Origin of the sequence: Sphingobacterium bambusae, assembly GCF_033955345.1 — a bacterium.
GTDB classification, from domain to species: domain Bacteria; phylum Bacteroidota; class Bacteroidia; order Sphingobacteriales; family Sphingobacteriaceae; genus Sphingobacterium; species Sphingobacterium bambusae.
The window spans coordinates 3,729,813-3,756,507 of the sequence record NZ_CP138332.1 but is presented as its reverse complement, the minus strand read 5'-3'; the positions used below and the strand labels follow the sequence as shown (position 1 = coordinate 3,756,507).

The following is a 26,695-nucleotide window of genomic DNA, read 5'->3' as shown; positions in this document are numbered from 1 at the left end:
TTCCGAAACTTAACGTTTTTTGAAAAGTTTCAAATCGACGAAGATTAGATAAGCCAAAAAGAAATAACTTAGTTGACCTTTTTTTAGAAATTCAACAGCTGCTTCCTTTATTTGATATCTATATTTTCTGAACGCCTTCGAACGTAGCTGCGAACCATAATACCGAATTATATTTCTCCACTTGTCCCGATCGAAATCAACATCCTGCTCGGTGCTGCTGAGACCGCCAAGATAGAATTTAGCTACCGTCAGCGGTACATACTTTGTTTCATAGCGCGACGATAGATAAAGGTTGGCATCATAATCCGCAAAGATTCGATATTTCGTGTTGTATCGATAGCCAGACTCGAAGATACTCTTGTGATAAAATATAGATTGGTGACAAATATTCTTTTCGATCAACATCGCCTTACTCACTGCCCCCATATACACATAGCCTTTATCAGCCTCGACATTTCTGTCCAACATTAACACATCACCGTAAACAAGTTTAGCTTGGTTACCTACAAGTTGGTTATTCATCTCTTTAAGCACATCACCGTCAAACAGTAGATCATCACTACCCAAGAAATAAATCCATTCGCCACCGCTTCGATCAAGGGCTTTATTCATCGCATCGTAGACACCACTATCTGCCTCGCTAAAAATTTTAATCCGTGTGTCTTTAAGCTGCTTTATAACGTCAACAGTTCGATCACTAGAATTTCCATCTTGAATAATGATCTCAAAATCTGAAAACGACTGCATTAAAATACTATTCACACAGCGCTCAATAGTTTTTTCAGCGCAATAAGCAGGGATAATAATGGTGAAAAAGACGCTACTGTGCTGTTTATAATATTCAGCAATTACCGCGCGATCATCACCAACAGGTTCTTCATGTTCATCTATTCGCTCGCCGACAAACTGCTCTCCGTCACGCGGAATCGGAAATTTCTTTGTTGAAAAAAACTCATCATGTGTAGTGCTATTTTTTTGATATTGTTCATAAACAGAAGCAAGAAAAGCCTGATCTATCCCGTACGCCTGCTCTCGTTTATCAGCAACAAACGCTCTAATCGATTCTTCCATCTTCAGCGTACCTCCTTTAATTCCCCACATACCCCCGAGTATGCCCGTCTTCACAGCTCCAAATGGAATTTGATGATACGGATGATCACGCATAACATGCAATACAGTATCCTCCTCAATCCACTCTTTAACGGCCAAGGCCTCCCGTAGCGTAATTCTCGAGTCTGCATCCCGAAAAATAGCTACTCCACAATCGCCTCTATCAGCTATGAAAAAACGCAAAAAAAGTGGATGAACATTTTTATCTTCTATGCATATTAGTTCGACATTGTTCTCCCGTAATTCAAGTAGTATCTCCTTGGGTACAGTATCATCGTGGTAAACCACCATTTTCCAATCTGGATAAATCGAAGGTAACAATTGTGCATTTCGAATAGCCCCAATTGTATATAAGGCTGAATTCCCCCAAAGACTAAATGCAATATATTTCCGTTTTGTCATCGCTACTAAAATAAAATCAATGGTATATTCACTATCTATCGAGAGATAAAAATTACCGGAAAAATTTTGAAAAAATATTCGTTTTTGAAATCTAAAAAAGCCCTTTGAAGACCGTTATTCAAATAAAATTTTTAAAAATTCAAATCTAACCTTTTTTTAAAGATTCTAAAAGAGCTTATTTTGCTATCTTTGATTAATCAAAAAAGAAAGACATTTTATTCAAAAATGTTTTTTATTATAATAAAGATTAAATGGAGGAAAACTCGCCGCGGGTAACCGTTTTTATGGCAGCATATAACGCCAGTGAACATATCGAAGAGGCTATTAACAGTATTTTAAACCAAACGTATGCTAATTTTGAACTACTTATTGTCAACGATGGTTCCACAGATACAACAGCGAAGATCGTTGCTGCTTTTACCGACAATAGAATCAGAACAATTGATAATGGCGATAACAAGGGCTTAATTTATACAAGAAATAGAGCACTTTTAGAAGCCAAGGGTGAATTGCTGGCTATAATGGACAGTGACGATATAGCTTCTCATGATAGGCTAGCTCTACAAGTAGCAGCGTTCGATAACAATCCTGCCCTTGCACTCTATGGCGGTCAGGCAAAGGTTATTGATGAAAAGAACAATGTGATAGGGGCAATACACGAAACAGAGACTAATCCCGATCTTTTAAAGATTCGATTGCTCTTTCATAACACATTCGTACACTCCTCCGTTATGATGCGAACAGCTGTCTTTAGAGAAATGGGTGGATATCAAGAACCCTTTGCGGAAGATTATGATCTCTTTTTAAGGATTTCAAATAAATACCATGTTGCCAACTCATCCTCATTTCTGGTTTCTTATCGGACGCATGGACAAAATGTATCGAGTAAAAAAGGCGTAGAAATTATAAACCGTCTGTTGCCAATCAAAGGCAAGCTATTGACAAGCATGGGACTCCCGGCTGATAGTGATTATCAAAAAATAATGACCTTGCCCTATATATGGCAGGAAGTATCCGTGGAAAAGTATAAAGATTTATATGCTAAAATACTAAATCAAAACAAGAGAATTACACGATTTAATGAGGAATTATTGGAAGAATATATCTTTAATAAATGGTACGATGTTGTGTTTCAATTAGGAAAAGAGAAATCATTTGGGCTTTTCCTATCTAAACCCATGTTTAGCTGGAAGTACTCGACCTTCAAGCAGTTCAGAAAAACCTTTAAAAAATCGCTAAAAAGTATCTTCAAAAAATGAAAGTTGTAAAGTTTCTCGGTGGATTAGGAAACCAGATGTTCCAATACGCATTTTACCTATCGCTTGAAAAACATTTTAAAAATGTAAAAGCGGATCTAAGTGATTTTGAATCCTACGCCCTACACAATGGTTTTGAATTGGAGAAAATATTCAACATTCATCTAAAGCCTGCATCAACGTTCGACCTACGATTGTTACTCCCAGAAAATCGAAAATGGATATGGCGAAAGCTTCGACGTTTATATAATGCAAAAGATGCTTATTGGGAAGAATTCCCTCAATTTGTATTCCACAAACAGGTGCTCGAAGAAACAAAAAGCAAATATTACTGGGGATACTGGCAACATATCAATTACTTCCAAGCAATAGAAAAAGACATTCGAGCCGCCTTTCGTTTTCCAGAAATGAGCGATGAGAAAAATATTTCTTTAGCAAAACGTATAAAGGAAAACAGCAGCGTAGCATTACACGTCCGCAGAGGAGATTATATACAACATCCGATCTTAGGGGGGCTTTGCGACGAGGAATACTATAAGAAAAGTATTGATTACATCAATGAACAAGTGGAATCCCCCCTTTTCGTTATTTTTTCGAATGATATTGCTTGGTGCAAGGAACAATTTGGAAATCTAAACGCCGTATTTGTCGATTGGAATACGGGGCGCGACAGCTACATTGACATGCAATTGATGAGCATGTGCAAACATTTCATTATAGCGAACAGTAGTTTTAGCTGGTGGGGGGCTTGGTTGCAAGCTAGCCCAGATAAGATTGTTATATCACCTAAAAAATGGGTAAATGACGATTCGGTAGACACGTCAGGGTTAATCCTACCCTCATTTATAACATTTTAAAGATATTTAAACGAAGCGTAATCAGCTAGTGATAATTAAAATTTGGCATTAAATAGTGTACTTCCTTATATTTAGCTATGGAAACAAAATCACTCTATATCATCCGACATGGAACGGCAGAAGAACATTCTTTTACGAAGGATGATTTTAGCCGTGATCTCGTAGAAAAAGGAATTGCACGATCTCATTTGGTATCAGAAAAGATAAAGAAGAAAATCTCCCTTGCGGATGAGCGTACGTTAATTATTTCATCTACGGCCAACCGTGCAGCGCAAACCGCCCTAATCTTTGCACGCACGCTCGGCTATCCCGAAGACAGGATCATGTGGGAGCCATCCATCTATGAGGCCCATTATCTCTTAATCTTAAAACGACTAAATGATATACCAGCACAATATGATCGCGTATTGTTGTTCGGACATAATCCGGGGCTCTCCGATTTGGTTGATTATATTGCCGACGACTATATCAACCTAAAGACGGCTCATGTTGCCTGCTTGACCTTAGAAGAAGGACTTGACTACTCGACATTATCCGCAAATACCGCTCATTTGGATGCGATTGTTGACGAGTCGATCTAATCTTGTACACGAGCGTATTAGTTGGAGGCGATAGCTGTAATTCCTAGTTTTTAAAATTTACGTACCTTCGTTGCTATGGCAAATAAACTTCAACAAGAAAACTCCCCTTATCTACAGCAACATGCGGAAAACCCAGTAGAATGGATGCCCTGGGGATCGGAAGCACTACAAAAGGCCAAGGACGAAAACAAACTGATCATCGTAAGTATCGGTTATTCGGCCTGCCATTGGTGCCATGTTATGGAGCGGGAGAGTTTCGAAAATGAGGCTATTGCCGAGACGATGAATCGATTTTATGTATCTATCAAGATCGATCGCGAAGAGCGACCTGATATCGATCAGATCTACATGATTGCCGTGCAGTTGATGACCAATGCTGGTGGATGGCCGTTGAACTGCATTTGCTTGCCTGATGGGCGACCAATTTACGGAGGCACCTACTTCCGGCCGCACGACTGGCAGCAGGTTTTATTGCAAATCGCCCAAATGTGGGAAGATACGCCAGAGGTAGCCATAGACTACGCGGCACGCCTCACCGAAGGCATTCACAAAGCCGAACGCCTTCCGATAGCCCGTATTCCCGCAGCTTACACAACAGATGACCTAGAAGCGGTCGTTGCGCCATGGAAAGCACAATTTGACAGAGAGGATGCTGGATACAATCGTGTTCCTAAATTTCCCTTACCGAACAATTGGTCATTTTTCTTGCGCTATGGCGTGCTGGCGAAAGACGATGATATCCTACAGCATGTACATTTCACTTTGGAAAAAATTGCCAACGGTGGTATCTACGACCATATCGGTGGTGGCTTTGCTCGCTATTCTGTAGACGGGAAATGGCACATCCCTCATTTTGAAAAAATGCTTTATGACAATGGGCAGTTGCTATCGCTCTATGCCGAGGCTCATCAGCAACGCCCCAACGCAAAGTATCAACGCGTGGTGGCCGAAACGATCAGATGGGCAAAACGCGAAATGCAAGCAGCAAATGGCGGATTTTACGCGGCCCTAGATGCCGATAGCGAAGGCGTTGAGGGCAAATACTACAGTTTCCAACAGGCAGAACTCGAAGAAGTATTGGGCGACGACGCGGCATTGTTTATTGCGTACTATAACATCAGCGAAGCGGGCAATTGGGAAGAAGAAAGCACCAACGTCTTAAACTGTAGCATGGATGCAGACCGCCTCGCCTTGGAAAGTGGCTTTAGCGAAGTTGAATGGGAGGCTTATCTTCAAGAAACTAAGCAGAAGCTGTACGAATATCGTGAAAAACGAATTAGACCGGGACTGGACCATAAACAATTGACCAGTTGGAATGCCTTGCTCTTGAAAGGCTTCGTCGATGCCTATCGCGTGTTCCAAATAGACGATTATCTGCTGCTTGCCCAACAAACGGCTAATTTTATTCGCAACCACTGTTTTGCGGCAGACATTTTGCTCCATCAGCCTGCTGATCAAAACCGTGAAATTACGGCCTTTCTAGACGACTATGCTTTCACCATCGAAGCTTTTATTGCCCTTTACGAAGCAACCTTCGACGAGCAATGGCTACACGACACCCTTCGCCTCAGCGATCAGGCTATAAACCTTTTTTACGATCGTGACGAAGCTACCTTTTATTACACCTCTACAGCCGCCAGCGAACAGTTGATCAGTCGCAAAAGCGAGATCATGGATAATGTGATCCCTGCCTCTTCTTCCACGATGGTGCGCAACCTCTATCGCCTTGCGGAGATGTGGGATAAGGATGATTACCTCGCCATCGCCGATCAGGTTTTCGCAAATGTATTTCCGCACATCAAACAATACGGCTCCGCCTATTCAAATTGGGCCATACAGCTGCTGGAGCATGTGTATGGCAACAATGAGATTGCACTCACCGGCGAGGAAGCGCTTACCTGGCGCAAAACACTGGACAAAAGCTATATTCCTAATAAAATCACCATGGGAGGAACAAAAAGTAGCCTACCTTTGTTAAAGGATAAAGAAGGTTTGCAATCAAAAGCATACCTTTGTCGAAATAAGACCTGTAGCTTACCGCAAACATCTGTGGTAGACCTGCTGCAGTTATTAAATGATAACTGGGATTCATCCCAAATAAATTAAGCAAAATGGCAATAGAAAACAACAACGTAGTCACGTTGAATTACAAACTTCACACAATCGAAGAAAACGGAGAAAAAACTTTTGTGGAAGAAACGACAAATGAAAACCCTTTAACTTTTCTATATGGCGTAGGTATGATGTTGCCTAAGTTTGAGGAAAATATCGCTGGCTTGGGTGAAGGCGACAAAACATCTTTCACGCTTGAAGCTATTGATGCTTATGGCGAGAAAGACGATCGCGCAGTAGCACAACTTCCTGCAGATATGTTCAACGAAACCGGACTTCCTCCAGTAGGTGAAGTATTGCCTTTGCAAGACAACCAAGGCAATCAGTTCCGTGCTGTGGTTATCGAGGTAACTCCTGAAGCTGTTATCGCCGACTTAAACCACCCGATGGCTGGTAAAACGTTAAATTTTGATATTGAAGTTCTAGCAGTACGTCCTGCAACAGAAGAAGAATTGGCACATGGACATGCGCATGGTGCTGATGGCCACTCAGGACACGAATAGATATAAAGTACCTAAAGTGACGAGGTGACAAAAAATATTTTTTGTCACCTCGTCTTTTTACCAATATGGCGATAGTCACCTTGCCCCTCCATCCCTCGTTGACTATTACATTTTTATTGCACGCAACATTTCCCGTTTTCCAGGTGCGCCGGGAGCTTTCTCCACAGCAAAGCCAAGCGCTTTCATGGAACGCTTCAAATTGCCAGTAATTGCATAGGTGACGAATACACCACCGACTTTCAAAAAGGAACAAACCTTGGCCAGCGCTTCATCTGTCCACATTTCGGGCTGATGAATAGCCGCAAAGGCATCAAAATAAATAACGTCAAATTTATCGTCACTTGTAAAATTCAACAACTTTTCATGGGCAATATGCAACTGTACCTGTGGTGATACCATCACCTTCTGCTGTAAAGCGGGTCCATACTGTTCGGTGAATGTGTGCCACAGGTCTGCATGCACGAATTGATCGTAGCCTGTTGCGAAAATTAGCGCTTCTTCTAAAGGAAAAGCTTCAATACCGCAGTAGTTGATAGCAACCTCCGCTTTAGCGGCGTAATCTGCCGTCAGCAGGAAATTCAATCCTGTACCAAAACCCACTTCCAGCACGGCAGCCTCCTTGATATCCTCCTTTTGCAAGAAAAAAGCCAGTCCTGTCTCCAAAAACACATGACGACTTTCCTGCAGCGCCCCATGCTTAGAATGGTAATGCTCCCCTACCTCTGGATGGTAGAGCGTAGACGACCCATCTCCCGTAATAACGAATTCCATACTTGCAGATTTTTTTATCACAAAACTAAATAAAAAACAAGTATTTTAGCCTGAGCATGGGTAAGATTCTAGAAAATTACGGAAGTATACTCCTCCTTCTTTTAGGTATTAGCTTAGGGAGCATTGTCGGGTTATGGATTCCAAACGTGGTCGACTACATCAAACCACTAGGTGACATTTTCCTGAACCTACTATTCGTATCCATTATTCCGCTGTTGTTTTTCGCAATCTCCTCGTCGGTAGCCAATATACAGGGCGAACAAAAACTAGGTAAGATCATCGGATTAATGAGTGTCGTTTTTTTGGTGACGATCGTTTTAGCGTCGATCGCAACCATTGTCGCACTGTACTTATTTCCGGTTAATGCAGGCATCGCACCAGCAGGCGGGGTGGAAAATCCCATGGCCGACAACAGCAGTTGGGGCGACCGTATCGTAAGTTTTCTAACCGTATCCGAGTTCAACGATCTGCTATCGCGACAAAGCATGTTGGCCTTTGTGATATTCGCTTTCCTTGTTGGTATTTCTGCTCGACGCGCCGGCACTGCCGCTAACGCATTCGTAAATTTCCTGCAAGCGGGGAATGAAGTAATGAAGCAGCTGCTGTTGCTGCTGATGAAGGCTGCCCCAGTAGGCTTGGGCGCCTACTTCGCCTTCCAGGTAAAGACCATTGGTCCACAACTTTTCGGCTTCTATGCTAAGCCCATGGCCCTTTACTACAGCTTCGGCACGCTGTTCTTTCTGCTGTTCTTTAGTCTTTATGCTTTTTTGGCCTACGGAAAAAAAGGCCCTGCAATCTTTTGGAAAAACAACATCGTGCCTTCCCTAACCGCATTGAGTACCTGCAGCAGCCTAGCCACAATGCCCGCCAACTTAAGTGCCGCCAAGAAGATCGGTATTCCAGCAGCCATTGCCAATGTGGTGATTCCCTTGGGAAATACGCTCTATAAAAATGGCTCGGCTATCTCGTCGATACTCAAGATTTATGTCGCTTTTGCCATGCTGGGATGGAACTTCTTTGAATGGGGCACAATCATCACCGCAATAGGCATCACGGTGCTGGTTACCATTGTGGCCGGAGGCATCCCCAACGGTGGTTACATGGGCGAGATGCTTATGATTTCCGTCTATGGATTGCCAACGGAAGCCATTCCGGCGGTAATGATCATCGGTACCTTAGTAGATCCACTGGCAACAATCCTGAATGCAACAGGCGATACCGTCGCGGCCATGCTCGTTACACGGCTCTCCAAAGAGCCTTTCCAACCTCAAGAAATAAGCTGATATTGTTAGCCTTGTGTAATTTTGATATCCACAACCTGAACTATACGAGAAGTTCGCCACAGCAAAAGAAACAAAAACCTCGTAAACAACGACTTAAAACAAGAGTGCCGCACTCTATAGAACAATTCTAAATAATAAGCAAAATTTGGCAAATTCCTTCCTTGTGAAAGCATTTCGTAATTTTGTATTTTATTTAGAGATAGTGCACTATGAAGAAAAGCTCAATTATCTTAATTGTTATTATTGCCGTAGCGATTTCCATGATATTGGTGATCTATACAGACTCGAGTACGTATTCCACTTTTACAGAAGCAAAAGAGAAGCAAACCGAGCTTTATGTGGTAGGGGTATTGAATAAAGAGAAGGCCTTACATTATGATCCGGTGAAGGATGCTAATCATTTTTCGTTTTTTATGTACGACAACGATAGCACAGAATGTCAGGTCGTATTTAACGGTTCCAAGCCGCAAGATATCGAACGCTCGGAGCAGATCGTATTGACCGGAAGGATGGACGGGAACATTTTCCATGCGAGTAAGATCTTGATGAAATGTCCTTCAAAATATAACAAAGATCAAGTCGAGGTGATCGAGACCACAGCCTCTTTGTAGCACAGCGATGGAGCATCCATTTGTGCACGTAGCAACAATGGCACTATCGCATTTTTACTTTTTAATTTTTACTTTTTAATTTAAATAATGGACGTTAATTACGTTGGCGAGCATCTTCTACCGGGACAAATAGGGCAATTCTTTGTGATTCTGGCCTTTGGTTCTGCTATTCTATCTTGTATCAGTTACTTTTTCGCTACACAAGAGCCTGAGAACAGCGCTTGGCGCACCATGGGACGTATCGGTTTTTGGACCAATCTCCTATCGGTGGTTTCGATTGGTTCCCTGCTCTTTTACATTATTTACAACCACTTTTTCGAATATCATTACGCTTGGGCTCACTCTTCGCGGTCCTTGCCCACACATTTTATCATTTCCTCCTTTTGGGAAGGACAAGAAGGTAGTTTTTGGCTTTGGATGTTTTGGCAGGTGGTTCTAGGCTCGGTATTGCTATTTAAAGCCAAAAGCTGGGAGTCGCCTGTGATGACTTTCGTGATGCTAAGCCAATCCTTTCTGGCTTCCATGCTGATCGGCATCGAGGTTTTCGGATCAAGAATTGGTAGTTCGCCTTTTATTCTTTTACGGGATGCGCTAGCTGCACCGATCTTTAAAGATCCCAACTACCTATCGATGATTGCCGATGGAAGTGGATTGAATGCTACCCTACAGAACTATTGGATGGTAATTCACCCACCCACCCTATTTTTGGGCTTTGCATCCATGATTGTCCCCTTCGCTTACGCTGCGGCAGGTTTATGGACAAAACGATTCAAAGAATGGATCACGCCGGGCTTACCTTGGGCGCTTTTTGCCGTGATGGTGCTCGGAGCCGGTATTATTATGGGCTCGTTCTGGGCCTATGAAGCCCTTAACTTCGGTGGCTTTTGGGCTTGGGATCCCGTGGAAAATGTTTCCATTATCCCTTGGTTGACACTGATCGCTGCGGTGCACGTTATGGTAGCTTACAAAAACTCCGGACACGGATTTTTTACGGCGACCTTCCTCGCCTTGATCAGCTTTGTGCTAGTGATCTACGCTTCCTACTTAACACGAAGCGGCGTCTTGGGCGAAACCTCTGTACACTCTTTCACGAGTTTGGGAATGCAGGGACAGCTCATCACTTTCAATGTGACCTTTCTGCTCGTGACCATCCTGTTTTTAGTACTGCGCAATAAAGAAATGCCCTCAACCCAAAAAGAAGAAGACATTTATTCCAGGGAATTTTGGCTGTTTATCGGCGGATTAGTGCTGACTGTAGCGTGTGTGCAAATGATTGCGACAACGTCCATCCCCGTATTCAATGCGATATTCGGGACGAAAGTAGCGCCGCCTATAGATCCTATACCACACTACAATAAATATCAAGGTGCCTTTGCCGTTGTCGTGATGTTGCTGACGGCCTTTACCCAATTCCTCAAATACAAGAAGACGGATAGCCGTAAATTTTGGGCAGCGACCTTGGCATCGTTCGTGATGGCTTTGATTATCGCAGGCTTGATCGTATACTTTGCAAAAGTATACAGCAACGTGATGTATATCCTCTTAACGCTTACCTGTGTATTCTGTTTGTTGGCCAACCTGCGTGTACTTGGGGATGCATTCAAGGGTAAATGGCGATTGGCGGGATCTGCAGTAGCACACATTGGCTTTGCCCTATTACTATTGGGCGCGTTGATCGCTGCGGCGACGAATGAAGTCATGTCGGTCAACGAAAGCAAATATATTGCCGTTCAGAACTTCGGAAAAGAAGGCGATAAGTTCTCCGATCCGGGAGAAAACCTTTTCTTGACACAAGACGAGCCCGTACAAATGGGGGATTACCGCGTCACCTATATTGGCGACAGCGTTGCTCCTCCCAATGTATATTACAAGATAAAATATGAGCAACTGGATGAAGAAAGCGGCAAAGTAAAAGAGTCGTTTATCTTACGTCCTTTCGCACAAAACAATCCGGATATGGGTGGTTTAATCGGGACACCGGGCACTCACCATAGCATAACACATGACATCTATACGCTGATTACAGCGGCGGCATCAGACTCTCAAGCAAAAGCCGCTGGCGTGCCAGAAGAAGAGAAAACAGGTTATGAAGATTATGATGAACCTGCAACCTACCAAGTCAATATTGGCGATACGCTACGCTACCGTAGTGGCTATTACGTTATCGAAGGCGTTAATAGGGATGCCAAACTCAACAATATTCCGAAAGGACCAGACGACATTATTGTAGGACTGAAGATCAAGGTTGTGACCGCAGATAACAAAACCTATCCCGTAGAGCCCGTATTTGTAATTAAGGATGGTAACAGCTACGATTTCAACAAAGACGTTGCCGAACAAGGCTTACGTTTCCGTTTCACCAATATCCTTCCGAAAGAAGATAAATTGGAAATCATGCTGTATCAGAAACCCCTTCCGGAGAAAAAATGGGTGGTGTTTAAGGCCATCAAGTTTCCATTTATCAATTTCTTCTGGGCCGGAACCATCATCATGACGATCGGCTTTGGAATGTCCATCTACCGTCGCTTGAAAGATGGTAAATTCAGCTAGCATATAGCAGGGAGTAGTTAGCATGTAAATTCTGGTACTTAAATTTTTGGAGTTCGATGAAGATCACGATTTTAGGCAGCGGCAATGTCGCTACGCATCTTGGAAAAGCTTTCCTAAAGGCTGGCCATCGCATCCAACAGGTATACAGCAGAAATTTGGCCAATGCGCAAGCATTGGCCTTGCTATTAGACGCCACCGCAGTCAACAGCCTAGAGATGATACAAACAGATGCTGATCTGTATCTGCTTGCGGTAAGCGATCAAGCAATCGGCTCGATAGCCGCTGCACTTCCGCAAAGTCTACGTGGCATTGTCGTGCATTGTTCGGGCGCCACCTCCATAGAATCCCTAGCTCATTTTCAACAGTATGGGGTGATCTATCCACCACAAAGCCTTCGAAAAGAAAATGATAGCGCCGTCTCAGCAATCCCCTTTGGCGTTGAGGGATATCCCCTTGCAACGGGAAATATACTCCTGCAGCTGATGCAAAAGATTGCACCGAAATCTTTCTCCTGCAATAGCCAGCAGCGCCTAGCGCTGCATGTCGCAGCAGTCTTTGCCAATAATTTCACCAACAGCCTCTTCCAAATCAGCTTTGAGCTCCTGCAAGCGCAGGGCCTACCCTTCGATCTGATCCATCCTATTATGCTGGAGACCGTACAAAAAGCCCTGCAGCAGGAACCACGGAGCGTCCAAACGGGACCAGCACAGCGTGGTGATAAATTGACAATAGAAAAACATTTACAGTTTATTAGCGAAATGCCAAATTGGGTTAAAATATATCAACAACTAACCGAAGAAATCAGCAGTAAAAAGGATAAGTAACCAATATATTATCAAATAAACAAATCTTCACCGAACAACGTTCTTTTTTCTTAATGATGTAATTAGTTCCTAATTTTGCATCGACCGCAAGATTATGGTAACGGTATATGCAGCATGGAGAATGGCTACTGGCTCGTCTTTTGCTAGCTTTAAGTAGCGTAGTATATGCAATGGGATTATAACAGCGGATAGATTAGACAACATTTTTATATATGGCACTTAGAAAACTAATTCTTGGAACAATAGTTCTCATCAACCTGATCATTGTCTCCTTTGGAATTATATTTACCCCGAGTTGGTTTTGGCTCCTTTTGGTTCCGTTTCCTTTGTTAATCTTAGCCGTCATCAACAGCACACAAACGAAGCATGCAATTCTTCGCAACTATCCTGTAGTCGGTTATTTCCGATTTTTCTTTGAGAGCATACGTCCAGAGATGCGTCAGTATTTTTGGGAATCGGACACCGATGGCAGACCTTTCAATCGTCGGCAACGATCCATTGTTTATCAGCGTGCGAAAAACGAGCGCGAAACTGTTGCCTTCGGTATGCAATCCGATCCACAGGCCATCGGCAACGAATGGGTGGCGCATTCGGTATTTCCGTGTCACATAGAAAACCACGACCTACGTACCACAGTTGGCAACCACCTGTGCAAGCAACCCTACAGCCTTAGTGTGTTCAATATCTCCGCAATGAGTTACGGCGCCCTAAGTAAAACCGCTATTCGTGCGCTGAACAAAGGTGCTGCCCTACAGAATTTTGCGCACAACACTGGCGAGGGAGGAATAAGCCCTTATCATATCAGCGGTGGCGATTTGATATGGCAAATTGGTACAGGCTATTTCGGATGCCGCAATGAGATGGGGATGTTCGATGCGGAACTCTTTACCGAGAAGGCTACACGTCCCTATGTCAAAATGATCGAGATCAAACTTTCCCAAGGCGCAAAACCGGGGCATGGAGGTATTCTTCCAGCGGCAAAAAATACACCCGAAGTAGCAGCAATACGCCACGTGGTGCCTGGCACAGACGTGATGTCACCACCAGCACATAGTGCTTTCCGTTCTGCAGAGGAAATGATGCATTTCATCCAGCAATTGCGTGAGCTGTCGGGCTACAAACCTGTTGGTTTTAAGATGTGTATCGGCGACAAGCAAGAGTTTATCGACATCTGTAACGCCATGCTAAGCACGCAGATCTTTCCGGACTTTATCGCCATCGACGGATCTGAAGGTGGTACCGGTGCAGCGCCACTAGAATTTACCGATAACTTGGGTATGCCGCTTTACGACGCTTTAACCTTCGTAACGACTACACTTATCAAATTCGGTGTCAAAAAACACATCAAACTGATTGTGTCCAGCCGTATCATTACCGGCTTCGATTTACTCAAAGTCATTGCATTGGGTGCCGACGCATGCTACAGTGCACGCGGTATGATGTTTGCCCTCGGTTGTATACAGGCCTTAAAATGTAATGAAGATGTTTGCCCCGTCGGTGTAGCGACACAACGCCCACAGCTTTACAAAGCACTGGATGTCCAAGACAAATACGTGCGCGTAGCACAATTCCACCGCAACACCTTACGTGCAACCGTAGAAATCATGGAAGCCTGCGGCTTTAAAACCTTAGATGATGTATCTGCTGATAAATTCTTCCGGAAAGTGGATACCATAAACACACTCAGCTTTCAAGATATCTATTTCAGGGATACCGGAAAGCTTGTCAACAGTCACAGCGCCTTCGAAGCACAAGAATTTTAACACCTACAGGAGACAAGTATAAAACAACAGGCTTGTCTCCTCTGTTTACTTCAAGTTTGTATACAATACATCCAATGTATTTTTTGCACTGAGCATCTCCTCATAAGGCAACCCATCAAATGCTTGGCCGATAGTACGTTTTGCTTGACGCATACATGCTTCCCGCAATTGTCGCCCCTGTTTCGTTAAAAAAATAAGATTGGAGCGCTTATCCTGCTTGTCGTTGACGCGCATCACCAATTTGATCTTCTCTAAGTTATTGATCAAACGCGAAACGCTAGGCTTATCCCGAAATGTCAGGCAAGCGAGCTCCTGTTGCGTTCGTCCCTCTTCGATCCACAGGTAATACAGCAGCGACCACTGCTCCGATGTGACGTTGATCCCCTCTTCTTTTAAATTGCGTTGTAGCCTTCTCGCTAGTGCGGCGGTGGCTTTACCGGTCAAAAATGAAAAAAATTCATCTGCGTGTTCAAAATTTCCAGCCATATTGGACAATATTTAGGTTAGTTGTCTATACAAACAAAATAAAAAACGAACTATAAAGCAAATTAAATTTGACATTTATGTGTTTTTTATATATTTTTCCAACATGGAGAGCTTTTTACCTGTATTGCTGATTATTGCTGGTGTGGTCTATAAGATATACACCGAATTCCAAAAGGAACAGGAAAAAGCACGTAAAAGACAACCCAACAGACCAGTCCCTCCAGCGGTTCCTGTCCCTGCGCCTGTTGCCACACAGCGGAAGTCGAACCCGATACCCACCGTATCGAAGCCTATACCACCTCTTCCAAAACAAGTGATCCGCGAAGCGGTACCTACCGAAGTGGAAAAGCTTAGAAATAAGAAAAAAGAAACGCAGGAGCGCAGAAAAGTATTGGTAACACCTCAAGTAGAGGTTCTTCCCGAGCCGGCGCTACATTTTGATTTGCGCCAGGCCGTTATTCAATCGGTTATACTGGAAAGACCTTATAAAGATTAAGTTCTTCAAATCTCCTTGCCCTCTTGTTAAAGAGAGCTAAGGAAAAGATAGCAAAACGCTTTTAAGCGTTTTTTTAAAGAAAACCAAGCTCCAATTTAGCCTCTTCGGTCATCATATCTTTCGTCCACGGTGGGTCAAACGTCAATTCCACCAAGGCTTCACTAACACCGTCGATAGCCGCAACTTTTTCCTGCACCTCGTTCATGATTTCGCCAGCAACAGGGCATCCCGGCGCCGTCAAGGTCATCACGATTTTAGCTGTGCCCCCCTGCTTGGTAATAATCTCGTACACGAGACCTAAATCTACAATGTTTGCCGGCCGAAGTTCCGGGTCATACACTGTCTCTAGCTGTTCCTGAATCTTGTCTGCAAGATTCAATGCATCCATAATGATTATACTCATACGTCTATTTCCTATTATCTGCTATTGCCTCTTCGTAAATCGATAGCAAAAGCTCCATATTTTTTTTCAGGGTATAATGTTCCTCGTATTCATGCTTACAGTGCTCTCCCATGCGCTTCTTCTCGGCTTCATCAAGTGCCATCCATTGGCTGATACTATTTTGTATACTTTGCTTTTCAAACGGATTGAAATGCATACCCGTATACAAAGGTACCACCATTTCTTCTAAAATACCAACAGCACTCGCCAAGACAGGCGTACCTTGTGCAAAAGCTTCTATAATCGTCATGGGCATACCTTCATAACAAACCGAAGGAACAACCAAGGCATCTGCCTCCGCAATAGCTTTTGTCAACACCTCGCGGGATTGATAACCCATATACCGAATTTGCGGCTGCTTGGCAATCCGCTGCTGCACTTGCTCCAACTGCGGCCCCGTGCCATAAATATCCAAGGGAACATCCATATCTACAAGGCCGTCAAGCAGAGGAAGGATGCCTTTCTCTTCTGCTAGCCTTCCGATATACAATAGTCGCCCCACTTTTCTTAGTTCCGCAGGCTGCAAATCGATGCTATTTGGGCGTACAACAAAACGATCCCCAGCTACCGGAAAGCTACTGCTTTGAAAAAGATGCTTCGCAAAATCCGACAGCACCATGAAACGGTTCACGCTATTCCAGGTACCTAGCTTTCGGTGTAGCCAATATGTGAATCCGGTAAGCAAGGTTTTCAGCACGGAACGATCCAAAACACCTTGCCTAACGGCCGTCCAAGGAAAATCTTCGTGCAGACTTGCCGTGAAAATCTTTCCACCAACAAAAAGGCTTGCCGAAGGGCACAGCAGCCGGAAGTTATGCAAGGTCATCAGCACCGGAATGCCCGCGCGGCGCAGTCGCCTAACCACCCAAGGACCAATGCCATAATGCAAGTTATGGATATGTACAATATCGGGAGAGAAAGCCCGCACCTGTTGCAAGATGCGCTGCGCTTCCCCCAAATTGGTAGGGTAGCTCAAGTACTGCAGCAATCCTTTAACACCTTTCACATTTCTACTCGTATACACCCGTACGTCATGCTCTTTCGACAGCTCACGTACCTCCTGTTCGAAAACCTGATCTTCGCCACCGGCATGTTGATAAAAATTGTGAATTACAAAAATACGCATGAAGCTAAGGCTTTCTACAAAGATACTATTTAAGCGAGAATACGTATCTTCGCCTAACATTTTTTAGCTATGTTCCAAAATCTAGTACACGCAAAAGTTTTCCAAGACTATATCGAGCAATCCGAATTTCCCACGGCTCCAGCCAACCTGTACGACCCCATCCGATATATCCTTTCCCTATCGGGCAAACGTATCAGACCGCTGTTGGTGACCTTGGGCGCCGCCTTGTTTGACGAAGCTGTGTTGGAAGCATCCCTACCGGCTTCCACGGCCATCGAGTTTTTTCACAACTTTTCGCTTATTCATGACGATATCATGGACAAAGCTCCGCTACGCCGCGGTAAGGAAACTGTACACCAGAAATGGAACGAGAGTGTAGCCATCCTATCTGGCGATGCTCTACTGGTCAAAGCCTATGAAGAGCTAGCAAAATGCCCCAGCGATAAGATAGTCCCGCTGCTACGCCTGTTTAACCAAACAGCGCTGGAGGTATGCGAGGGTCAACAGTATGACATGGACTTCGAATTGCGTGCCGATGTCAGCCAAGATGAATATATCGATATGATCCGCTTGAAGACCTCCGTCCTCCTCGGCTGTGCATTACAGATGGGGGCCATAATCGGCGGTGCAGACATCGCAGCACAGCAGCAGCTCTACGCTTTTGGTGTAAATTTGGGTATTGCTTTCCAATTACAAGATGACCTGCTCGACGTTTACGGTGATCCCGAAACTTTTGGCAAGCAGGTTGGTGGAGATATTCTTTCCAACAAGAAGACTATCTTGTTCATCCAGCTACGGGAACGGCTGCAAGATAGCGACAAACAGCTTTTCGAGCACCTATTGGGCAGCGATGTGGAGCAGGAACCCGATAAAGTTGAAAAAATGAAAGCGCTTTATGCGAAACACGATATCCGAGACTTTGCTGAAGCATTAAAAGAAAAATTTACAGCCGTGGCTTACGAGCAATTAAGGGCTATTGGAGTAGATGAGGCCAAGAAAACAACTCTTTTTGCTTTGGCAGATGCGTTAATGAATCGTAAGCAATAGTAATTTGGACTAATCATTGCTTAGATACTAGTTTTTTAGTAAATTGTCAAAACAACAAGTTTAAATATTAGAGCGATTGCGCATGGCAGGTATGGAACCGATAAAGATTACAACATTTCAAGCATATTTATTTTGGGAAAACGTAGAGAAGAATCTGCAGAATTTATCACTACGTTTGTCGGGGTTGAAGGAGAAGACGGATTTAATTATCTTACCGGAAATGTTTAACACGGGCTTCACCATGAATGTCGAAAAGTGTGCCGAAACCATGAATGGGCGCACCATGCACTGGTTATATGAACACGCAAAGTCTTACGACTGCGTTATTGCAGGGACGCTCATCATTGAAGAACAAGGCCATTATTACAATCGCTTCATCTGGATGTCGCCCGACGGTAGCTTTGTGCATTATGACAAGCGGCATCTCTTTGGCATGGCCAATGAGGATAAAGTTTTTACGGCGGGAACATCACGCATTGTGCTGAACCTCAAAGGCTGGAAGGTATGTCCAATGATTTGTTACGATCTACGCTTCCCCGTTTGGTCCCGCAATTTGGGAGCAGCCTACGATCTTTTAGTGTATACGGCTAGCTGGCCAGATAAACGCTCGTCCCATTGGCGATCGCTAATCCCTGCGCGAGCCATAGAAAACCAAGCTTATGTGATTGGCGTGAACCGTGTAGGATATGATGGCAACGAAATCTATTACTCTGGCGGATCCATGTGTATCTCCCCCATGGGTGATGTGGTGTATTACAAACCAGAAGATGAGGATCTATATACATTTACACTGAATCCTGCCGATCTGATAAAATCGCGCGAGCAATTGCCTTTTCTAAAAGATGCGGATCAATTTTCGATGTAATACTGATGGTGAGCCACAACGGTTGCATTAGCAATACGGTGCTTCACCATTATAAAATTTTCAAACCTAGGTATCGATTAAATTTCTAAGAAGATCTTTTGACAGATTCTTCCAATTGTTCGAGTGTCTTTTTGACCTTAACAGGTGCTTGGTCTTTTCCGAATAGCAGATGCCACAGATTTCTCGATTCCTTTGTTAACAAGGGGGAGACAATAGACAAGATCAATACATACACCACCACAAAAGACTGTATAATAGGCATCAAAGCACCTGCTTTGCCTATATTAGCCATGATAATCGAGAATTCTCCGCGCGCTGACAAGGTAAAGCCAATATCAAAAGAGGCCTTAGGTTTCCTGCCCGAAAATTTCGCGGCGAAGTAGCCAGAGGCTAAGTTTCCGAAGATGGTGATGACAGCCGCCAAAGCAGCCCACCCCACGGCACCGCCTAAAGTGTACATATCAATAGACAACCCGAAGCTAAAAAAGAACATCGCGCCAAAGAAATCTCTATAAGGCGCAATCATACCTTCGATCTTCTTGATGTACTTGGAGTCGGCAAAGACCAGTCCAGCCATCAATGCGCCAATAGCCTCCGCCACGTGAATCGTCTCGGAAAAGCCCGCAATGATGAACAAAAGACTGAACACAATCAATATAAATAACTCGGAAGACTTATCCTGCAGTAGCTTGTCTATTGCGGGCACAAGTTTTCTACCCAGCACAAGAAAGGCGAGGATAAAACCCAAGGCCATCAGCGAGGTTCCCAACACCGACCAAAAGGACGTTCCTCCAGTCAAGATCAACCCCGACAGAAAGGAAATATGCATGGCGATAAATAAATCATCAAACATGATCATCCCCATGATGATCTCCGTCTCTGGATTCGCGGTCCGTTTCAAGTCTGTCAAAACCTTGGCTACAATAGCCGTCGAAGAGCTAGTCATCACCCCACAAAGCACCATAATTTCCTTAAAGGGCAGATCCATCAACCAACCGATCAACAGTCCGGACACGAAATTGAGCGCTACATAGATTGACCCACCTGTCACGATCGCCTTGCCAGACTTCATCAGACGACCAACGGAGAATTCCAAGCCCAAGTAGAACAAGAGGAAAAGGACACCCAAACGACCCATAAAATCAATGAAGGGCTTGCTTTCGGTGAAAGTGAGGTCGATATGCCAAAACTGTGGAGCATGCTGCCCCACCACCATACCGATAATAATGAAAAACGGAATCACCGAAAAGCGTAACCGATTGGCCAATAGGCCAACCACGGCAACCAAAAACACAGCAATACCGACTTCCAATACTAAGGTAGGTGACAACATATAATTAAATTAGAATTTCCTTTAACAGTTTAATATTTGCTTTTTTCCCGGCGACAACTAAGGTTGTGTCCGGCGTAATCACATATTCTGGACCTGGGTTGATGATCGTTTCTTCTTCTCGTATAGCGGCAATAATAGAAGCGCCAGTACGCTGACGAACGCCCAACTCACCGATAGTCTTGTGCACACCATCACTGGAAGCCCCTACTTTATACCATTCTATACGCAGATCGTCTAAAGCGACCTCCATGGTTTCCAAAGCTTTGGGTTTGTAGGATAGTCCGCCAATTATTCCGGCAACCTGACGAGATTCTTCGTCTGACAGGGTCATCACACAATGCGTTTCACTGTCATCATCTTCCGAACGATAAAGCTCGCGTCTTCCGTCATCATGAATCACAACGACCATGTTATCGCCTGCTTCCGTCTCGATTTGGTACTTTTTCCCGATACCAATCAAGTCACTTTCTCTAACTATAGACATAGCAAAAAAATTTAGTTGATTTTGTAGATTATAATCCCACAAATATTAGGCACAAAATTACTAAAAATATTACAGAAACATGGAAAGCCGCTACAGCTGCGCAACAACCAGTTTAGAGCGCCGCATGTAACGAAAACATAGCACTATAAAACTACATAGCTATATTTATTTTTTTATCATCGTAGCGTTATAATTGCATATAAATTTTCCCTAAGTTTGGTTATAAAATTTAGCATAATGAAAAAACCAATTCTATTTTTGGCTCTAATTTTCGCCATAACATCCGTATTCGCGCAAAAGACAACACTTAAAATCGATAGCAAAGCATCCAGCATAAAATGGGTAGCAAAAAAAGTTGTCGGTGGACATGAAGGCACCATCAACATCAAAAATGGAACGTTACAGACCGAAAAAAACAAGATTACTGGCGGAGAATTCGTTATCGACATGAATTCCATGCTGTGCCCCGACGCTCCAAAACTAACAGACCATTTGAAAAACGAAGATTTTTTCAACGTACCTCAATACGGAACAGCAAAGCTTGTCATTACCAAGGTGGACAACAGCAAGGCTAATCCGGTAATCACGGGCAACCTGACCATCAAAGACAAAACAAAAGCGATCTCCTTTCCCGTGAAGGTGACAAACGCAACGGCTAACGGCTTAGAGGCTGAAGCCATAGGCATAAAGATCAACCGCCTTGACTTTGACATCAAGTATCGCTCGGCAAGCTTTTTCTCCGACTTAGGCAATCGTGCCATCGAAGATGAATTCACGTTAGATGTGAAGATCAAAGCTGTGAAGTAACGACACTATACCCACAAAAAAAGCGATTCTGGACAGAATCGCTTTTTTGTTTTTATGATAAACTACTTGACGGAAACATCGACAATCCTGAAGGATCCATCCTCACGTTGTTCTCCTTTGCCGATAGCAATACTTTTAGAATGATAAAAAAGATAAGTCCAATTGTCAGCTCTTCCTTCCTCCCAGTATTGTTTCCTCAAGTCGCGCGCAGCACGTCCATCGTAATCATACTTGGCGATAAAATTCTTAAAGATCTCCTCGGGCTCAGGCAATACATCACCGCCAAAGAAATAATGCTCGCCGCCAACATGCATATGGAACGCTTGATGAAAAGGTGTATGTGCACCATTAACTTCGTATGCAATCTGGTGATTGATCTGCCCTTCACCATCCAACAGAACCAAATTACCGCTGCGTTGAATCACATCGAAAATCTCAGTTTTGTAGGAAGGGTTTTCGCCACTAAAAGCATACTCCCATTCACCACGCTGCACATAATATTCCGCATTGGGAAAGGCGATACGCGCCTTACCACCTTTGAAATCAACCATCCCTCCGGTATGATCCTTATGCAGATGAGACATCAACACATATTTTACATCCTCCGGCTCATAGCCCAACTGTCGAATGTGCTGATGAAGCAACAGCTCACCTTGCTCGTCCGTGAAGCCCAGACCTGTATCACAAAGGATAAGTCCATCATCAGCAACGATTAGAAAGGGATGAACATGAACAAAAATGGAGCCTTTACGGCTTAATGGATCATCTTTTCGGGAGTCAAAGGGAACAAATTCTTTTGAAGCGTCGACAGAAAAAGAGCCTTCGTACAGAGAGTATGCTTGAATCATTTTTTATTTTTTTGTAATGCGGTAAGCCACAAGGCCTTCCCCCTGCCCACGGGGCATCTATTAGGTAAACCAATTTACAAAACGTATATTTACACGTTAATACAGCCGCAAAGATATGCAAAAAAGGTGGGTAGTAAAGCCAAAAAATGATGTCAAAAAAACGAACAAACTGCGTGACGAACTGGGTGTAAGTCCGATTATCGCAGAGTTGCTCTTAAACCGGGGCATCGAGAGCTTTGACGCCGCCAAGTATTTTTTCAGACCGATGCTGGATAGCTTGCATGATCCTTTTCTCATGAAAGATATGGACCAAGCGATATCCCGAATCGAACGTGCTATTGGCAATAAGGAAAAAATACTGATCTACGGCGATTATGACGTTGATGGAACTACAGCCGTATCCGTTGTCTACAGTTTCTTTCGGGATTTTCATTCGGGGTTAGAATTTTATATTCCCGATCGATATTTGGAAGGCTACGGGATATCAAACGCTGGTATCGACTACGCCGCAGCACACGGATTTACATTGATCATTGCGTTGGACTGTGGCATCAAGGCGATCGATAAAGTCAACTATGCACAAGCGAAAGGGATCGACTTCATCATTGGCGATCACCATTTGCCCGGTGAATCCATTCCGGATGCCGTTGCCGTACTTGATCCGAAGCGTGTGGATTGCTCCTACCCTTACAAAGAGCTTTCTGGATGTGGGATTGGCTTCAAGATTATCCAGGCATTTATCCAAAAGAACGCGATGGACATGCAGTTGGCCTACCAATACTTGGATCTTGTTGCCGTGAGCATAGCGTCCGACATTGTGCCCATAACCGGTGAAAACCGCATCCTTACGCATTTCGGACTAAAAAAGCTGAATACCAACCCTAATTGTGGCCTGCAGGCATTGATCAATCTTTCCTCCAATAAAACGGGGCAGTTTTCGGTGAACGATATTGTTTTCCAGATCGGACCACGCATAAACGCCGCCGGCAGAATTGAACACGCCAAAGATGCCGTAAAATTACTGATTTCGAAATCATTGCAAGAGGCGAAGGACTATTCCGTTACGGTTGATGATCAAAACAATCTGCGTAAGGACTTCGACCTAAAGATAACCGAGGAAGCGCTGGACATCATCAATAACGATGAAATATTAAAAGCTAGAAAATCCACGGTCTTGTTTAAGGAAGATTGGCACAAAGGGGTAATTGGCATCGTAGCATCCCGTTTAACGGAAAAATACTACCGCCCGACGATCATCTTAACACAAACCAATGGACATATTGCAGGGTCAGCACGATCGGTGATCGGCTTCGACCTGTATGAAGCGCTTAGCGAATGTAGTGATTTGCTGGAGCAGTATGGTGGACACAAATACGCTGCCGGCTTAACCATGAGCTTGGAAAACGTGCCAGCCTTTCAAGAAAAATTTGAACAGGTAGTGAGCAGCAGCATAAAACCGGAGATGCTGCAACAGGAAGTACTCATAGAGGCCGAATTGGGCTTCAAAGATATCGATGCTAAGTTCTACCGTTTGCTCCGTCAATTTGAGCCCTTCGGGCCACACAATGAGGCCCCTATACTATTGACCAGTAAAGTATTTGGAAGCGGCTATATTGTGGGCAGCAACCATATTAAGATCACGGTACGCCAAGAAGGGGGCTTTAGTTTTGAGTGTATCGGCTTTGGCTTGGCTAGTGCCATCGATCACATCAATGCGGGAAAGCCTTTTGATATGTGTTACACGATCGAAGAGAACAACTGGAGAGGCAAAAAGAATTTACAATTAAATATCAAAGCAATTCGATATTAAAATATATTTGTAATCAAACGATTAAGGAGTAGATGATATTAAAGGCCGAACATTTAATCAAAAAATACAAACAACGTACTGTTGTTAACGACGTATCTTTTCATGTGGAACAGGGAGAAATCGTTGGATTGCTCGGCCCTAATGGAGCTGGAAAGACCACTTCATTTTATATGATCGTGGGCTTGATCAAGCCGAACGACGGCCATGTATTTCTGGATGATCAGGAGATCACGCAGGATGCTATGTTTCAGCGTGCACAAAAAGGTATCGGCTATCTGGCACAGGAAGCCTCGGTATTCCGCAAACTCTCGGTAGAGAATAACATCCTAGCGGTGTTGGAAATTCACTACCCAAACAAGCAGGAACGCTTAGAAAAGTTGGAAGAACTGCTGGCTGAATTTAGTCTGAACAGGGTGCGTAAAAACCGTGGAGATCTTCTCTCAGGGGGAGAACGCAGAAGAACGGAGATTGCACGTGCACTGGCTGCCAACCCGCATTTTATCCTGTTGGATGAACCCTTCGCTGGTGTTGACCCCATAGCTGTGGAAGAGATCCAAACCATTGTCTCGAAATTGAAGCGTAAGAACATTGGCGTGCTCATTACCGACCATAACGTGCAGGAAACGCTTTCCATCACGGATAGAGCCTATCTTTTGACCGAAGGGAAAATTATGCTTACCGGCACACCAGAAGAAATTGCAGACAATGAACTTGCTCGCAAGTTCTACCTCGGACGTCATTTCGAGTTAAGAAGAAAAAAGCTATAACCTAAAGTCTACATACAGTACACAACTATGGAATTACTCAATTCTCTTTTCACGTGGATTATGAAAAAGCGCATTCATCAGATTGAGCTTTTCATGAAGTATCCCCATGATGTGCAAGAAGAGTGGTTTCAAAGCCTTATAGCTACTGCCGAGGCAACAGAATGGGGCAGAAAATACGACTACACGAGTATTCTTACTCCCGAAGAGTACAAAAATAGGGTGCCTATCCAGGATTATGATGATGTTAAAGGCTATGTAGAGCGAATGATCAAAGGCGAACAGAACCTCTTGTGGCCTACCGACGTCAAATGGTTTGCGAAATCTTCGGGAACCACCTCCGACCGCTCCAAGTTCATTCCTGTAAGTATGGAGGCGCTGGAAGATTGTCATTACCAAGGCGGAAAAGACATGCTTTCGATCTTTTGCCACAACAAACCGGAGAACAAGGTTTTTACGGGTAAGTCGGTGGTGATCGGCGGTTCCTCGCAGATAAACAACTTTAGTCCCGACTCTTATTACGGCGACCTTTCCTCCATCCTGATTCGAAACCTACCCTTTTGGGCCGAGTTTAAACGCACACCCAACTTGGAGGTGACGCTAAACCCTAACTTCGAGAAGAAAATAGATCAGATTGCGGAGATCACGATCAAAGAAAATGTGACCAGCCTCGCTGGCGTGCCTACATGGAATATCGTCATGGCCAAGAGGGTTCTTGAGATTACCGGCAAGCAAAACCTGCTGGAAGTTTGGCCCAATTTGGAATTCTACGGCCATGGAGGAGTCAGCTTCAAACCTTACCGAGAACAATTTAAGCAGCTGATTCCTTCTGAAAACATGTATTACCTAGAGAATTACAACGCCTCAGAAGGTTATTTTGGCTTGCAGGATCAATCGGATTCCGAAGATTTGTTGCTCATGCTGGACTATGGCATCTATTACGAGTTCCTACCTGTTGAACGTATGCACGACGAGCATCCTAAGACGTTGGGATTGTATGAAGTAGAACTCCACAAGAACTACGCACTAATTATTTCTACGAATGCGGGCCTTTGGCGATATAAAATTGGGGACACCATTCGTTTTACATCGCTCTCCCCCTACCGATTCCAAATATCGGGCAGAACCAAGCATTACATTAATACCTTCGGCGAGGAGGTCATTGTCGATAATGCCGAACATGCGCTGCAGCGAGCCTGTCAGGTTACCCAAGCCATAATTAAGGATTATACGGCAGGCCCCGTATATTTTGACAAAGGCAAAGCCGGGGCTCACGAGTGGATCATTGAATTTGAAAGAGCACCCGAAAATTTCCAACAGTTTTGTGAAATCTTGGACAATACTTTACGTGAGATCAATTCGGATTACGATGCCAAACGTTATAAAGATATGGCCTTATCCTTCCCGATCGTGCACAACGCATCCAAAGATCTTTTCTACCGATGGATGAGTGCCCGTGGAAAATTGGGCGGGCAAAACAAAGTTCCTCGACTGGCCAATGACCGCTCCTACTTGGACGAGCTCCTCAAAATGATGAACCAATAGACAATTTACGGCATGTACG

The 26,695-nt window shown here is 44.0% G+C and carries 25 protein-coding genes; 17 read left to right on the top strand and 8 right to left on the bottom strand.

Annotated elements, in window-relative coordinates; genetic code table 11:
• Positions 1 to 9: 9 nt before the first annotated feature.
• Complete coding sequence (locus SCB77_RS15610; protein WP_320182925.1) at positions 10 to 1,512, bottom strand: glycosyltransferase family 2 protein; 1,503 nt, start codon at positions 1,510 to 1,512, stop codon at positions 10 to 12.
• A 251-nt stretch (positions 1,513 to 1,763) separates the two neighbouring features.
• Here SCB77_RS15610 and SCB77_RS15605 point away from each other — a divergent pair, with 251 nt between their 5' ends.
• From SCB77_RS15605 to SCB77_RS15585, 5 genes are all read left to right on the top strand, one after another.
• Positions 1,764 to 2,771, top strand: a complete 1,008-nt coding sequence (locus SCB77_RS15605) for a glycosyltransferase family 2 protein (RefSeq protein WP_320182924.1) — start codon at positions 1,764 to 1,766, stop codon at positions 2,769 to 2,771.
• Positions 2,768 to 3,625: an alpha-1,2-fucosyltransferase gene (locus tag SCB77_RS15600; RefSeq protein WP_320182923.1), complete on the top strand. Its 858-nt coding sequence runs from the start codon at positions 2,768 to 2,770 to the stop codon at positions 3,623 to 3,625. The genes SCB77_RS15605 and SCB77_RS15600 overlap by 4 nt, the downstream gene beginning before the upstream one ends.
• 77 nt (positions 3,626 to 3,702) lie before the next feature.
• The gene (locus SCB77_RS15595; protein ID WP_320182922.1) at positions 3,703 to 4,206 is read left to right on the top strand and encodes a SixA phosphatase family protein; all 504 of its coding nucleotides are present in this window, start codon (positions 3,703 to 3,705) and stop codon (positions 4,204 to 4,206) included.
• A 75-nt stretch (positions 4,207 to 4,281) separates the two neighbouring features.
• Entirely contained in the window at positions 4,282 to 6,312 is a 2,031-nt protein-coding gene (locus SCB77_RS15590) for a thioredoxin domain-containing protein (RefSeq protein ID WP_320182921.1), read from the top strand.
• A gap of 5 nt (positions 6,313 to 6,317) precedes the next feature.
• Positions 6,318 to 6,821 carry an FKBP-type peptidyl-prolyl cis-trans isomerase gene (locus SCB77_RS15585; protein WP_320182920.1) on the top strand — a complete coding sequence of 168 codons (504 nt, stop codon included), beginning with the start codon at positions 6,318 to 6,320 and terminating at the stop codon, positions 6,819 to 6,821.
• A 105-nt stretch (positions 6,822 to 6,926) separates the two neighbouring features.
• Here the strand turns inward: SCB77_RS15585 and mnmD are convergent, their stop codons facing one another.
• Complete coding sequence (gene mnmD / locus SCB77_RS15580; RefSeq protein WP_320182919.1) at positions 6,927 to 7,592, bottom strand: tRNA (5-methylaminomethyl-2-thiouridine)(34)-methyltransferase MnmD; 666 nt, start codon at positions 7,590 to 7,592, stop codon at positions 6,927 to 6,929.
• 56 nt (positions 7,593 to 7,648) lie between these two features.
• Here mnmD and SCB77_RS15575 point away from each other — a divergent pair, with 56 nt between their 5' ends.
• From SCB77_RS15575 to SCB77_RS15555, 5 genes are all read left to right on the top strand, one after another.
• Positions 7,649 to 8,875: a dicarboxylate/amino acid:cation symporter gene (locus SCB77_RS15575; RefSeq protein WP_320182918.1), complete on the top strand. Its 1,227-nt coding sequence runs from the start codon at positions 7,649 to 7,651 to the stop codon at positions 8,873 to 8,875.
• A gap of 209 nt (positions 8,876 to 9,084) precedes the next feature.
• Positions 9,085 to 9,486, top strand: a complete 402-nt coding sequence (locus tag SCB77_RS15570) for a cytochrome c maturation protein CcmE domain-containing protein (RefSeq protein WP_320182917.1) — start codon at positions 9,085 to 9,087, stop codon at positions 9,484 to 9,486.
• Positions 9,487 to 9,573: 87 nt separating this feature from the next.
• Entirely contained in the window at positions 9,574 to 12,036 is a 2,463-nt protein-coding gene (gene ccsA / locus SCB77_RS15565) for a cytochrome c biogenesis protein CcsA (RefSeq protein WP_320182916.1), read from the top strand.
• A 56-nt stretch (positions 12,037 to 12,092) separates the two neighbouring features.
• Positions 12,093 to 12,860: a Rossmann-like and DUF2520 domain-containing protein gene (locus tag SCB77_RS15560; RefSeq protein ID WP_320182915.1), complete on the top strand. Its 768-nt coding sequence runs from the start codon at positions 12,093 to 12,095 to the stop codon at positions 12,858 to 12,860.
• Positions 12,861 to 13,072: 212 nt separating this feature from the next.
• The gene (locus SCB77_RS15555) at positions 13,073 to 14,623 is read left to right on the top strand and encodes an FMN-binding glutamate synthase family protein (protein ID WP_320182914.1); all 1,551 of its coding nucleotides are present in this window, start codon (positions 13,073 to 13,075) and stop codon (positions 14,621 to 14,623) included.
• A 45-nt stretch (positions 14,624 to 14,668) separates the two neighbouring features.
• Here the strand turns inward: SCB77_RS15555 and SCB77_RS15550 are convergent, their stop codons facing one another.
• Positions 14,669 to 15,109, bottom strand: a complete 441-nt coding sequence (locus tag SCB77_RS15550; RefSeq protein ID WP_320182913.1) for a MarR family winged helix-turn-helix transcriptional regulator — start codon at positions 15,107 to 15,109, stop codon at positions 14,669 to 14,671.
• A 103-nt stretch (positions 15,110 to 15,212) separates the two neighbouring features.
• On the opposite strand from SCB77_RS15550, the gene SCB77_RS15545 reads away from it, so the two are divergent.
• Positions 15,213 to 15,605 carry a hypothetical protein gene (locus SCB77_RS15545; protein WP_320182912.1) on the top strand — a complete coding sequence of 131 codons (393 nt, stop codon included), beginning with the start codon at positions 15,213 to 15,215 and terminating at the stop codon, positions 15,603 to 15,605.
• Between the two features lie 73 nt (positions 15,606 to 15,678).
• Here SCB77_RS15545 and SCB77_RS15540 read toward each other — a convergent pair whose 3' ends face one another.
• Together SCB77_RS15540 and SCB77_RS15535 are read right to left on the bottom strand one after the other, a co-directional pair.
• A complete protein-coding gene (locus SCB77_RS15540; protein ID WP_320182911.1) occupies positions 15,679 to 16,008 on the bottom strand; it encodes a metal-sulfur cluster assembly factor in 330 nt (109 codons plus the stop codon).
• 4 nt (positions 16,009 to 16,012) lie between these two features.
• Positions 16,013 to 17,173 (bottom strand): glycosyltransferase family 4 protein, encoded by a 1,161-nt coding sequence (locus SCB77_RS15535; RefSeq protein WP_320182910.1) that lies wholly within the window; start codon positions 17,171 to 17,173, stop codon positions 16,013 to 16,015.
• Positions 17,174 to 17,242: 69 nt separating this feature from the next.
• Between SCB77_RS15535 and SCB77_RS15530 the strand changes: the two genes are divergently transcribed.
• Together SCB77_RS15530 and SCB77_RS15525 are read left to right on the top strand one after the other, a co-directional pair.
• A complete protein-coding gene (locus tag SCB77_RS15530; RefSeq protein WP_320182909.1) occupies positions 17,243 to 18,220 on the top strand; it encodes a polyprenyl synthetase family protein in 978 nt (325 codons plus the stop codon).
• A 91-nt stretch (positions 18,221 to 18,311) separates the two neighbouring features.
• The gene (locus SCB77_RS15525; RefSeq protein WP_320186633.1) at positions 18,312 to 19,085 is read left to right on the top strand and encodes an amidohydrolase; all 774 of its coding nucleotides are present in this window, start codon (positions 18,312 to 18,314) and stop codon (positions 19,083 to 19,085) included.
• 85 nt (positions 19,086 to 19,170) lie between these two features.
• Here the strand turns inward: SCB77_RS15525 and SCB77_RS15520 are convergent, their stop codons facing one another.
• Both SCB77_RS15520 and SCB77_RS15515 read right to left on the bottom strand, forming a co-directional pair.
• The gene (locus tag SCB77_RS15520) at positions 19,171 to 20,418 is read right to left on the bottom strand and encodes a cation:proton antiporter (protein ID WP_320182908.1); all 1,248 of its coding nucleotides are present in this window, start codon (positions 20,416 to 20,418) and stop codon (positions 19,171 to 19,173) included.
• A gap of 4 nt (positions 20,419 to 20,422) precedes the next feature.
• On the bottom strand, positions 20,423 to 20,902 hold the full coding sequence (locus tag SCB77_RS15515; protein WP_320182907.1) for a cation:proton antiporter regulatory subunit: 480 nt from the start codon (positions 20,900 to 20,902) through the stop codon (positions 20,423 to 20,425).
• A gap of 237 nt (positions 20,903 to 21,139) precedes the next feature.
• On the opposite strand from SCB77_RS15515, the gene SCB77_RS15510 reads away from it, so the two are divergent.
• Positions 21,140 to 21,709 (top strand): YceI family protein, encoded by a 570-nt coding sequence (locus SCB77_RS15510; RefSeq protein WP_320182906.1) that lies wholly within the window; start codon positions 21,140 to 21,142, stop codon positions 21,707 to 21,709.
• Between the two features lie 62 nt (positions 21,710 to 21,771).
• Here SCB77_RS15510 and SCB77_RS15505 read toward each other — a convergent pair whose 3' ends face one another.
• On the bottom strand, positions 21,772 to 22,557 hold the full coding sequence (locus SCB77_RS15505; protein ID WP_320182905.1) for an MBL fold metallo-hydrolase: 786 nt from the start codon (positions 22,555 to 22,557) through the stop codon (positions 21,772 to 21,774).
• Positions 22,558 to 22,672: 115 nt separating this feature from the next.
• Between SCB77_RS15505 and recJ the strand changes: the two genes are divergently transcribed.
• Genes recJ through SCB77_RS15490 form a run of 3 tightly spaced genes read left to right on the top strand, consistent with a single transcriptional unit; the run spans position 22,673 to position 26,676 of the window.
• Positions 22,673 to 24,367, top strand: a complete 1,695-nt coding sequence (recJ, locus tag SCB77_RS15500; protein WP_320182904.1) for a single-stranded-DNA-specific exonuclease RecJ — start codon at positions 22,673 to 22,675, stop codon at positions 24,365 to 24,367.
• 32 nt (positions 24,368 to 24,399) lie between these two features.
• A complete protein-coding gene (lptB, locus tag SCB77_RS15495) occupies positions 24,400 to 25,134 on the top strand; it encodes an LPS export ABC transporter ATP-binding protein (RefSeq protein ID WP_320182903.1) in 735 nt (244 codons plus the stop codon).
• Positions 25,135 to 25,161: 27 nt separating this feature from the next.
• Positions 25,162 to 26,676 (top strand): GH3 auxin-responsive promoter family protein, encoded by a 1,515-nt coding sequence (locus SCB77_RS15490; protein ID WP_320182902.1) that lies wholly within the window; start codon positions 25,162 to 25,164, stop codon positions 26,674 to 26,676.
• Positions 26,677 to 26,695: the final 19 nt, after the last annotated feature.

Bases quoted from the DNA above. Each gene is read 5' to 3' on its own strand.
- SCB77_RS15600 (WP_320182923.1), top strand. From the start codon at position 2,768: ATGAAAGTTGTAAAGTTTCTCGGTGGATTAGGAAACCAGATGTTCCAA.
- SCB77_RS15535 (WP_320182910.1), bottom strand. From the start codon at position 17,173: ATGCGTATTTTTGTAATTCACAATTTTTATCAACATGCCGGTGGCGAA.
- SCB77_RS15585 (WP_320182920.1), top strand. From the start codon at position 6,318: ATGGCAATAGAAAACAACAACGTAGTCACGTTGAATTACAAACTTCAC.
- SCB77_RS15575 (WP_320182918.1), top strand. From the start codon at position 7,649: ATGGGTAAGATTCTAGAAAATTACGGAAGTATACTCCTCCTTCTTTTA.
- SCB77_RS15550 (WP_320182913.1), bottom strand. From the start codon at position 15,109: ATGGCTGGAAATTTTGAACACGCAGATGAATTTTTTTCATTTTTGACC.
- SCB77_RS15590 (WP_320182921.1), top strand. From the start codon at position 4,282: ATGGCAAATAAACTTCAACAAGAAAACTCCCCTTATCTACAGCAACAT.
- SCB77_RS15505 (WP_320182905.1), bottom strand. From the start codon at position 22,557: ATGATTCAAGCATACTCTCTGTACGAAGGCTCTTTTTCTGTCGACGCT.
- mnmD (WP_320182919.1), bottom strand. From the start codon at position 7,592: ATGGAATTCGTTATTACGGGAGATGGGTCGTCTACGCTCTACCATCCA.
- SCB77_RS15520 (WP_320182908.1), bottom strand. From the start codon at position 20,418: ATGTTGTCACCTACCTTAGTATTGGAAGTCGGTATTGCTGTGTTTTTG.
- lptB (WP_320182903.1), top strand. From the start codon at position 24,400: ATGATATTAAAGGCCGAACATTTAATCAAAAAATACAAACAACGTACT.
- recJ (WP_320182904.1), top strand. From the start codon at position 22,673: ATGCAAAAAAGGTGGGTAGTAAAGCCAAAAAATGATGTCAAAAAAACG.
- SCB77_RS15595 (WP_320182922.1), top strand. From the start codon at position 3,703: ATGGAAACAAAATCACTCTATATCATCCGACATGGAACGGCAGAAGAA.
- SCB77_RS15555 (WP_320182914.1), top strand. From the start codon at position 13,073: ATGGCACTTAGAAAACTAATTCTTGGAACAATAGTTCTCATCAACCTG.
- SCB77_RS15510 (WP_320182906.1), top strand. From the start codon at position 21,140: ATGAAAAAACCAATTCTATTTTTGGCTCTAATTTTCGCCATAACATCC.
- SCB77_RS15605 (WP_320182924.1), top strand. From the start codon at position 1,764: ATGGAGGAAAACTCGCCGCGGGTAACCGTTTTTATGGCAGCATATAAC.
- SCB77_RS15525 (WP_320186633.1), top strand. From the start codon at position 18,312: ATGGAACCGATAAAGATTACAACATTTCAAGCATATTTATTTTGGGAA.
- SCB77_RS15540 (WP_320182911.1), bottom strand. From the start codon at position 16,008: ATGAGTATAATCATTATGGATGCATTGAATCTTGCAGACAAGATTCAG.
- SCB77_RS15490 (WP_320182902.1), top strand. From the start codon at position 25,162: ATGGAATTACTCAATTCTCTTTTCACGTGGATTATGAAAAAGCGCATT.
- SCB77_RS15545 (WP_320182912.1), top strand. From the start codon at position 15,213: ATGGAGAGCTTTTTACCTGTATTGCTGATTATTGCTGGTGTGGTCTAT.
- ccsA (WP_320182916.1), top strand. From the start codon at position 9,574: ATGGACGTTAATTACGTTGGCGAGCATCTTCTACCGGGACAAATAGGG.
- SCB77_RS15610 (WP_320182925.1), bottom strand. From the start codon at position 1,512: ATGACAAAACGGAAATATATTGCATTTAGTCTTTGGGGGAATTCAGCC.
- SCB77_RS15570 (WP_320182917.1), top strand. From the start codon at position 9,085: ATGAAGAAAAGCTCAATTATCTTAATTGTTATTATTGCCGTAGCGATT.
- SCB77_RS15530 (WP_320182909.1), top strand. From the start codon at position 17,243: ATGTTCCAAAATCTAGTACACGCAAAAGTTTTCCAAGACTATATCGAG.
- SCB77_RS15515 (WP_320182907.1), bottom strand. From the start codon at position 20,902: ATGTCTATAGTTAGAGAAAGTGACTTGATTGGTATCGGGAAAAAGTAC.
- SCB77_RS15560 (WP_320182915.1), top strand. From the start codon at position 12,093: ATGAAGATCACGATTTTAGGCAGCGGCAATGTCGCTACGCATCTTGGA.